The organism is Burkholderia sp. E168m23 (assembly GCF_016586125.1).
In the GTDB taxonomy this organism is placed as follows: domain Bacteria; phylum Pseudomonadota; class Gammaproteobacteria; order Burkholderiales; family Burkholderiaceae; genus Burkholderia; species Burkholderia orbicola.
Map to the genome: position 1 here is coordinate 1 of NZ_BCPP01000264.1, position 7,625 is coordinate 7,625.

General features: G+C 69.1%; 9 protein-coding genes. 5 read left to right on the forward strand and 4 right to left on the reverse strand.

From position 1 onward, the window contains the following. Positions 1-255 precede the first annotated feature (255 nt). On the reverse strand, positions 256-1,287 hold the full coding sequence (locus JMF90_RS15505; protein ID WP_006478058.1) for a CDP-6-deoxy-delta-3,4-glucoseen reductase: 1,032 nt from the start codon (positions 1,285-1,287) through the stop codon (positions 256-258). A 107-nt stretch (positions 1,288-1,394) separates the two neighbouring features. On the opposite strand from JMF90_RS15505, the gene JMF90_RS15510 reads away from it, so the two are divergent. After that, positions 1,395-2,432: an NAD-dependent epimerase/dehydratase family protein gene (locus JMF90_RS15510; protein WP_011546001.1), complete on the forward strand. Its 1,038-nt coding sequence runs from the start codon at positions 1,395-1,397 to the stop codon at positions 2,430-2,432. Here the strand turns inward: JMF90_RS15510 and JMF90_RS15515 are convergent. Beyond that, complete coding sequence (locus JMF90_RS15515) at positions 2,415-2,603, reverse strand: hypothetical protein (protein WP_011546000.1); 189 nt, start codon at positions 2,601-2,603, stop codon at positions 2,415-2,417. The two genes, JMF90_RS15510 and JMF90_RS15515, sit on opposite strands and share 18 nt — an antisense overlap. A 106-nt stretch (positions 2,604-2,709) precedes the next feature. Then, positions 2,710-3,426 carry a 16S rRNA pseudouridine(516) synthase gene (locus tag JMF90_RS15520; RefSeq protein WP_011545999.1) on the reverse strand — a complete coding sequence of 239 codons (717 nt, stop codon included), beginning with the start codon at positions 3,424-3,426 and terminating at the stop codon, positions 2,710-2,712. A 114-nt stretch (positions 3,427-3,540) separates the two neighbouring features. On the opposite strand from JMF90_RS15520, the gene copC reads away from it, so the two are divergent. The 4 genes from copC to JMF90_RS15540 all read left to right on the forward strand — a co-directional run bounded on the left by copC (position 3,541) and on the right by JMF90_RS15540 (position 6,528). After that, complete coding sequence (copC, locus tag JMF90_RS15525; protein ID WP_011545998.1) at positions 3,541-3,915, forward strand: copper homeostasis periplasmic binding protein CopC; 375 nt, start codon at positions 3,541-3,543, stop codon at positions 3,913-3,915. 65 nt (positions 3,916-3,980) lie between these two features. Next, complete coding sequence (locus JMF90_RS15530) at positions 3,981-4,481, forward strand: DinB family protein (RefSeq protein ID WP_011545997.1); 501 nt, start codon at positions 3,981-3,983, stop codon at positions 4,479-4,481. A 177-nt stretch (positions 4,482-4,658) separates the two neighbouring features. Beyond that, complete coding sequence (locus tag JMF90_RS15535) at positions 4,659-5,432, forward strand: SDR family oxidoreductase (protein WP_011545996.1); 774 nt, start codon at positions 4,659-4,661, stop codon at positions 5,430-5,432. 166 nt (positions 5,433-5,598) lie between these two features. Then, entirely contained in the window at positions 5,599-6,528 is a 930-nt protein-coding gene (locus JMF90_RS15540) for a LysR family transcriptional regulator (RefSeq protein WP_011694365.1), read from the forward strand. A 98-nt stretch (positions 6,529-6,626) separates the two neighbouring features. Here the strand turns inward: JMF90_RS15540 and JMF90_RS15545 are convergent, their stop codons facing one another. Then, positions 6,627-7,514 (reverse strand): LysR substrate-binding domain-containing protein, encoded by an 888-nt coding sequence (locus JMF90_RS15545; protein ID WP_041489238.1) that lies wholly within the window; start codon positions 7,512-7,514, stop codon positions 6,627-6,629. Between the last annotated feature and the right edge of the window lie 111 nt (positions 7,515-7,625).

Genomic DNA, 7,625 nt, shown 5'->3' on the forward strand with positions numbered 1-7,625 from the left:
CAATAAAAAAGCCACGGAAGGCCGTGGCTGGTGGGTCGAACAGCTTGTGCGTAACCGGTGAAGCGGAGGAGGGTTACGCGCGAGTCCGTGACGAGCCGGCGGCATCCGGGCGGAGCGGCGAGCGGCGACGTCGGAAAGCGGACAGGAAGCGGTTCATGTGCGCAAGCATAAGGCATCCCGCGCCCCACTGTAAACCGCCGCGATGCCACGGATGTGACACGGCGGCGCGCAGCGGGGGCGCGCCGCGCCCGGTGCTCAGACCGGATGCGCGAGATCGGCGGCGCTCGTGAACGAGTCCGCGTAGAACTCGTCGGCCGGCAGCGCGTGGTGCTGCGTGAAGTCGCGCTGCGCGGATTCGACCATCACCGGCGCGCCGCACGCGTACACCTGGTGGCCCGACAGATCGGGCAGATCCTCGATCACCGCGCGATGGACGAAGCCGGTGCGGCCCGTCCACTGGTCGGCGTCGTCCGGCTCGGAGAGCACCGGTACGTACTTGAAGTTCGGGATCTCGCGCGCCCACTGCTCGGCGAGTTCGGCGAGGTAGATGTCCTTCTTGCGGCGCGCGCCCCAGTAGAGCGTCATCGGGCGGGTGATGCCCGAATGCTTCACGTGCTCGATGATCGCCTTGATCGGCGCGAAGCCGGTGCCCGACGCGAGCAGCACGATCGGCTTGTCGGAATCCTCGCGCAGGAAGAACGTGCCGAGCGGGCCTTCGAAGCGCAGGATGTCGCGCTCCTTCATCGCACCGAACACGTGGTCGGTGAACTTGCCGCCCGGCATGTGGCGGATGTGCAGTTCGATCGGGCCTTCCTCGTGCGGCGCGTTCGCCATCGAGTAGCTGCGGCGCGAGCCGTCCTTCAGGATGAATTCGACGTACTGGCCCGCGAGGTACTGCAGGCGCTCGTTCGCGGGCAACTGCAGCTTCACGACCATCACGTCGTCGGCCTTGCGTTCGAGCGCGGCGATCCGGCACGGCAGCTTCTTCACCTGCACGCCGTCGACGCCGGCGATCTCGCGCACGTCGATCTCGAGGTCGCATTGCGCCTTCGAGCAGCACAGCAGCGCGAGGCCGCGCGTGCGTTCGTCGTTGGACAGCGCCGACGCGGCATGCGGGCCCTGTTCGATCTGGCCCGATACGATCTGGCCCTTGCACGAGCCGCACGCGCCGTTCTTGCAGCCGTACGGCAGATGGACGTTCTGGCGCAGCGCGGCCGCCAGCACGGTTTCGTCCGACTCGACCTGGAATTGCCGGCCGCTTTGCTTGAGAGTGACGTTGAATGCCATAGAACCAAACTAGAACAAAATGGGGGGACCGTGCATGTCGCGCACGGCAGCTACAATGCAAAGCCGTTGCGCGTCGCGCAACGGCGGCTACTGATTTCGCAACCAACATGATCGCGACACGAATCCTGCGCCGGCCGCGCGTACTGATCGTCGGCTGCGGCGACGTCGGCATGCGCTGCGTCGCGCAATGGCGTAACGCGCGCCCCGACCTGCGTATCCTCGCGCTGACGAGCCATCCGGCTCGCCGCGACGAACTGCGCGCCGCGGGCGCGACGCCGATCGTCGGCGACCTCGATCGCCGGGCGGCGCTCGGCCGTCTCGCGGGCCTCGCCCGCACGATCCTGCATCTCGCGCCGCCGCCATCCGACGGCCGTGACGACCGGCGCACGCGTGCGCTGATCGCCGCAACGTCCATGCCCGCGCGTCGGCCGGCGGCACCGCCGGCCCCGGCGGTCGGCCGGCTCCGAACGCTGCGCACCGCGGCGCGACAGGCCGGCGCGCCCGTTCGGGCAGCGCGTATTGTACCCGAGGGCCTTCGCGCGCCGACGCTCGTCTATGCCAGTACGACGGGCGTCTACGGCGACTGCGGCGGCGCGCGCATCGACGAAACGCACCCGCTGCGCCCCGCGAATCCGCGCGCGTTCCGGCGCGTGTCGGCCGAGCGGCAACTGCGTGCGGCGACGGTGCGCGGCGTGCTGTCCGCACGCATCGTGCGCATCCCCGGCATCTACGCGGCGAACCGCCTGCCGGTCGCGCGGCTCGAGCGCGGCACGCCGGCGCTCGAGCCGGCCGACGACGTCTACACGAACCACATCCATGCGGACGATCTCGCGGCGATCCTGCGCCGGGCGGCCGAGCAGGGCAAGCCGGCGCGCGTCGTGCACGCGTCGGACGACACCGAATGGCGGATGGGAGAGTATTTCGACCGGGTCGCGCAGGTGCTCGGCCTGCCGAAGCCGCCGCGCGTGAGCCGCGCGGACGCCGAGCGCCTGCTCGAGCCGACGCTGCTGTCGTTCATGCGCGAGTCGCGGCGCCTGTCCAACACACGGCTCAAGGCCGAATTGTGCGTGACGTTGCGCTATCCGACCGTAGACGATTTCCTTCAAACGCTCGCGCCGGCCAGCGCGTCAGGTGAGCGCCGGTAACGCCTCGATCAGCAGGAAGCACAGCAGCGCACCGATCAGCGCGCCGATCAGGTTCGGATGATATTTGTGCTTCAGATGCATCGTGGCCAGCAGGCCTCCGATCACGATGACACCGATGACCGCGAACGCGATCATCACCGACGACAGTTCGAAAGAATGGTTGATGTTCATGATGCCTCCCCCTGCATCGCTGCTCTTGCAGCTTGTGATTTCAGTATAGCGGGGGAACCTGCGGCCGAGACGCGGCCAGGCACCGAACGGTCGTGCGGATTTTCCCTTACAGGGTTTTGACGGAATTGCGCAGCGCGGCAAGGTCGGCTTCGTCGAGCCATCGCCATGCGCCGGGCGCGAGGTCGGCCGGCAGCGCGAACCCGCCGATGCTTTCGCGGTGCAGCAATTCGACGCGGTTACTCGCCGCGGCGACCATCCGCTTGACCTGGTGGTACTTGCCTTCGAGCACGGTCAGCGCGAGTGCATGCGTGTCGCGGGCGTCGGCGGCGACGGCCGCGATCGGCTTCGGTTCGCCATGCAGTTGCACGCCGGTGCGCAGCGCGTGCAGTTGCGTGTCGTCGAGCGGGTGGCGCACGGTCGCGACGTAGGTCTTCGGCACCTTGCGCTTCGGCGACGTGTACGCGTGCACGAACTGGCCGTCGTCGGACAGCAGCAGCAGGCCGGTCGTGTCCTGGTCGAGCCGGCCCACGCATTGCACGCCGCGCGCGACGAGCGGCGCGGGCAGCAGGCTGAACACGCTCGCATGGTGCTGCGGATCGCGCGAACACTCGTAGCCCGCCGGCTTGTTGAGTGCGAGGTACGCGCGTGCATGGAACGGCCACGCCGTATCGTCGACCGAGAACACGAGGCCGTCGGTGTCGAAGGTGGCGTCCGGGTCGGTCGCGGCGGCGCCCGCGACGGCGACGCGGCCCGCTTCGATCAGACCGCGGCACTGGCGGCGCGAGCCGAAGCCCTGGGTGTAGAGAATGCTTTCGAGATCCATAGCGCGCGCATTCTATCAAGCACCGGCGCATGGGCGGCATGAACGCGCCCGCGCTGGTAAGCTGCCGGGACGCCGCGCAGCGCGCGGCACCCGTTCATTCTTCACGGAAAGTCCATGCCTTTCGATTCATTCCCGTTCGGCCGCCACGCTGCCGCCGTCATCGCGGCCGCGACCGTTTCGTCGGCCGCGTTCGCGCATGCGCATCTCGCGAAGAGCGACCCGGCGGCGGGCGCGGCGCTGGCCGCCGCACCGGCGGCCGTCACGATCGACTTCACCGAGCCGCTGGAGCCGGCATTCAGCTCGATCGTCGTCGTCGACGGCGACGGCAAGACGGTGTCGAACGACCGCGCGCGCATCGACGCGTCGAACCGCAAGCGGATGACGGTGCCGCTCACGGCGCTCGGCACCGGCGCGTATACGGTGAAGTGGGTGGCCGTCGCGACCGACGGGCATCGCACGCAGGGCGCGTACGGCTTCAGCGTGAAGTGACGCAACGGCGGCGGCAGGCCCGTGCCAGGGTTGCCGCCCGCCTTTATCCGACAGGAGGCTCCCGCATGAATCCGACGACGCTCGACGCACTCGCGGATTTCCCTCGTCAGCTCGAAGCGCATTTCGCGGCCGTGCCCGACGGCTATGCGCGCTGGACACCCGACGACTGGGCCGGCATGCCGAGCGAGCATTTCTCGCCGCTCGGGCAGCTCTGCCATGTGCGCGACATCGAGATCGACGGCTATCACGTGCGGCTGCGGCGCATGCTCGACGAAGACCACCCGCTGCTCGTGTCGATCGACGGCGACGCGCTCGCGATCGAGCGGCGCTACGACGACGCGTATGCGTCCGACGTGCTTGCGGCGATCCGCGACGCACGACGCGAAACGCTGGAATGGCTGTCGCGCCTCACGCCCGCACAGTTCGAGCGTACCGGCGAGTTCGACGGCTACGGTTCGCTGACCGTGCGCGGGCTCGTCCATTACCTGTGCAGCCACGACCAGCAGCATCTGGCCGGCATGCAGTGGCTGCTCGGCAAGATCGACGCGGCGCTGTACGCGCGCTGACCTGGCCCGCGGCCGCGCTCGGCTTCAGAATCCGGTGTCGCCGTCGGTGCGGCAGACCACCTTGTGCCGCTTTGATTGGATCGGTTTTCTGGATAATCCATCCAGCCGCGGCCGGCTGACCGGCGCGTCGCGCATGCCTACACTCCTAGCTTCGTTCAACGAAAAAAGGAGTCAACCGTGGCAACTCATACGCTCGCAGACAAGGTCGTCCTGATCGCAGGCGGCGCAAAGAACCTCGGCGGCCTGATCGCCCGGGACCTGGCGGGCCACGGCGCGAAGGCGGTGGCGATTCACTACAACAGCGCGGCGTCGCAGGCGCAGGCCGAGGAGACGGCTGCCGCGGTGCGCGCGGCCGGCGCGGAGGCCGCGACGTTCCAGGCGGACCTGACGACGGCCGCCGCGGTCGAGAGGCTGTTCGACGACGCGAAGCAGCGCTTCGGCAAGATCGACATCGCGATCAACACGGTCGGCAAGGTGCTGAAGAAGCCGTTCACCGAGATCAGCGAGGCCGAATACGACGAGATGTTCGCGGTCAACAGCAAGTCGGCGTTCTTCTTCATCAAGGAAGCCGGCCGGCATCTCGAGGATCACGGCAAGCTCGTCACGCTCGTGACGTCGCTGCTCGGCGCGTTCACGCCGTTCTACGCGGCGTACGAGGGATCGAAGGCGCCGGTCGAGCACTTCACGCGCGCGGCGTCGAAGGAGTACGGCGCCCGCGGGATCTCGGTGACGGCCGTCGGGCCGGGCCCGATGGACACGCCGTTCTTCTATCCGGCCGAAGGCGCCGATGCGGTCGCGTATCACAAGACGGCCGCCGCGCTGTCGCCGTTCAGCAAGACGGGGCTGACCGACATCGAGGACGTCGTGCCGTTCATCCGCCATCTGGTGACCGACGGCTGGTGGATCACCGGCCAGACGATCCTGATCAACGGCGGCTATACGACCAAGTAACCGGGGCGCTTGCCGGCCGCGCGGCGCACCGCACTGGCGCGTTTGCGTGGACAATGGACGGGCGCGCGACCACGAGGCCGCGCGCCCGTTTTCTCTGTGCCGCCGAAGCCGGCCGCGATGCGCGGCGGCCGGCGGCGACCGTCGTTCGAACCCGGGTTTCCCGCCGATGGACAAGCTGGATCAGGTCAGGATCTTCCTGCAGGTTGCCGAGATGGGCAGCTTCATCAAGGCCGCGCATGCGCTCGACGTGCCGCGCGCGACCGTGTCGGCGGCCGTCCAGCAGCTCGAGACGGCGCTCGGCACGCGTCTGTTGCACCGCACGACCCGCCAGGTGCAGCTGACCGCCGACGGCGCGCTGCTGCTCGAGCGCGGCCGGCGCCTGCTCGCGGAGGCCGACGAACTCGACCGCCTGTTTCGGCGCCGCGACCGTGACGTGGTCGGGCGGCTGAACGTCGACGTGCCGAGCCGGATCGCGCGCCGCGTCGTGGCGCCCGCGCTGCCGTCGCTGTTTCGCCGCCACCCGAAGCTGCAACTGTCGCTCGGCTCGACGGACCGCTCGATCGACCTCGTGCAGGAGGGCGTCGATTGCGCGATCCGCGTTGGGCGGCTCGCGGACAGCAGCCTCGTCGTGCGGCCGCTCGGGCAGTTCACGCTGATCAACTGCGCGAGCCCCGACTATCTGCGCGAGTGCGGCGTACCCGAGCATCCGGACGCGCTCGCGCACGGGCACTGGGCGATCGGCTATGCGTCGCCGACGACCGGGCGCGAGCTCGGCTGGGAATACTGCGCGGACGGGCAGCGGCACACGCTGACACTGCCGAGCCGCGTGATCGTCAACAACGCCGAAACCTATATCGCCGGCTGCATCGCCGGAATGGGCTTGATCCAGATTCCGCGCTTCGACGTCGAGCATCTGCTCGCAAGCGGCGCGCTCGTCGACGTGATGCCCGGCCACCGCGCCGAGCCGATGGACGTATCGGCCGTGTATCCGCACCGCCGGCATCGCTCGCGCCGGCTCAACGCGTTCATCGAGTGGTTCGGCGCGTTGATGGCGGATGCGTTGAACGACGCGGGCGCGCGCGGCAGCGGCGACTGACGGCGGCATCGTGCCGGTATCCAGTGGGCAGGCCTGCTGCTCGCCGGCCGATCGGCTCCGGTGCGAGGCGGCCCGTGCGACGAGCGCACAGCGCGTGTTCAGGCGGCGAACTGCCGCGTGCGCCCGGTGGCCCGCACCGCGTCGATCAGCGCGGCGCCGGCGCCTGAGGGTTTCGACGCGAATGCGTAAAAGCGTGCGGCCGGCAGCGCCGGCAGGCCGTCGTGCGGCCCGCATTCCCGCAAGCCGTCGCGCAATTGGCTGCGTGCGAGTGCCGTGACCGCGAAGCCGGCGAGCGCGGCCGACATGCAGCCGGCCATGCTCGCGCTTTCGAACAGCACGCGAAACGGCCGCAGCGCCGCGGCGAGCGCGGACACCGCGGCTTCCCGGTACACGCACGGTTCCGGAAACAGCGCGAGCGGCACGCCTTCCTCGGCGTCGAGCGCCGTATCGGCCGCGAAGGCCCAGACGAGCGGCTCTTCCCACAGCAGTTCGCCAGGCGTGTCGACCTGTCGGCATTGCTTGCCGAACACGACGTCGAGCCGGCCGAACGTCTGCTCCCGCAGCAGCGATGCGGTGATGCCGACCTTCAGTTCGATCGATGCGCGCGGATGGCGGTCGCGGAAGGTGCGCAGCACCTGCGGCAGCCACGTGCCCGCGAAATCCTCCGACGCGCCGATCCGCAGCGGCCCGTGCGCCGGCGCGCCGCGCAGCCGTGCCCGCACCTCGCGTTCCATGTCGACGATGTTGCGCGCGTACGCGTACAGCGTGTCGCCGGCCGGCGTGAGCGCGATCCGGCGGGTGGTGCGCGCCAGCAGCACGGTGCCGGCCGCCTGTTCGAGCCGCTTGATGTGGCCGCTCACCGCGGACGGCGTCAGCGCGAGGCGTTCCGCGGCCGGCGCGAACCCGCGGCGGTCGACGACCTCGAGAAAGGTGCGCAGCAGCGCGATGTCGAGCGTGGTCGACGCGGGGTCGGTCGGCGGTTGCATGGATCGATTCAACGCAAGAATTGAAGAATGAATCATGATACTCCGTGAATTGTGATGAAAGACCGACCTACCATCGTAGGTTCACGGTGACTTCACGGAGTACACGATGAC

Excerpts from the sequence above, each read along its gene's own strand:
- JMF90_RS15505 (WP_006478058.1), bottom strand. The coding sequence starts at position 1,287 with ATGGCATTCAACGTCACTCTCAAGCAAAGCGGCCGGCAATTCCAGGTC.
- JMF90_RS15510 (WP_011546001.1), top strand. The coding sequence starts at position 1,395 with ATGATCGCGACACGAATCCTGCGCCGGCCGCGCGTACTGATCGTCGGC.
- JMF90_RS15515 (WP_011546000.1), bottom strand. The coding sequence starts at position 2,603 with ATGAACATCAACCATTCTTTCGAACTGTCGTCGGTGATGATCGCGTTC.
- JMF90_RS15520 (WP_011545999.1), bottom strand. The coding sequence starts at position 3,426 with ATGGATCTCGAAAGCATTCTCTACACCCAGGGCTTCGGCTCGCGCCGC.
- copC (WP_011545998.1), top strand. The coding sequence starts at position 3,541 with ATGCCTTTCGATTCATTCCCGTTCGGCCGCCACGCTGCCGCCGTCATC.
- JMF90_RS15530 (WP_011545997.1), top strand. The coding sequence starts at position 3,981 with ATGAATCCGACGACGCTCGACGCACTCGCGGATTTCCCTCGTCAGCTC.
- JMF90_RS15540 (WP_011694365.1), top strand. The coding sequence starts at position 5,599 with ATGGACAAGCTGGATCAGGTCAGGATCTTCCTGCAGGTTGCCGAGATG.
- JMF90_RS15545 (WP_041489238.1), bottom strand. The coding sequence starts at position 7,514 with ATGCAACCGCCGACCGACCCCGCGTCGACCACGCTCGACATCGCGCTG.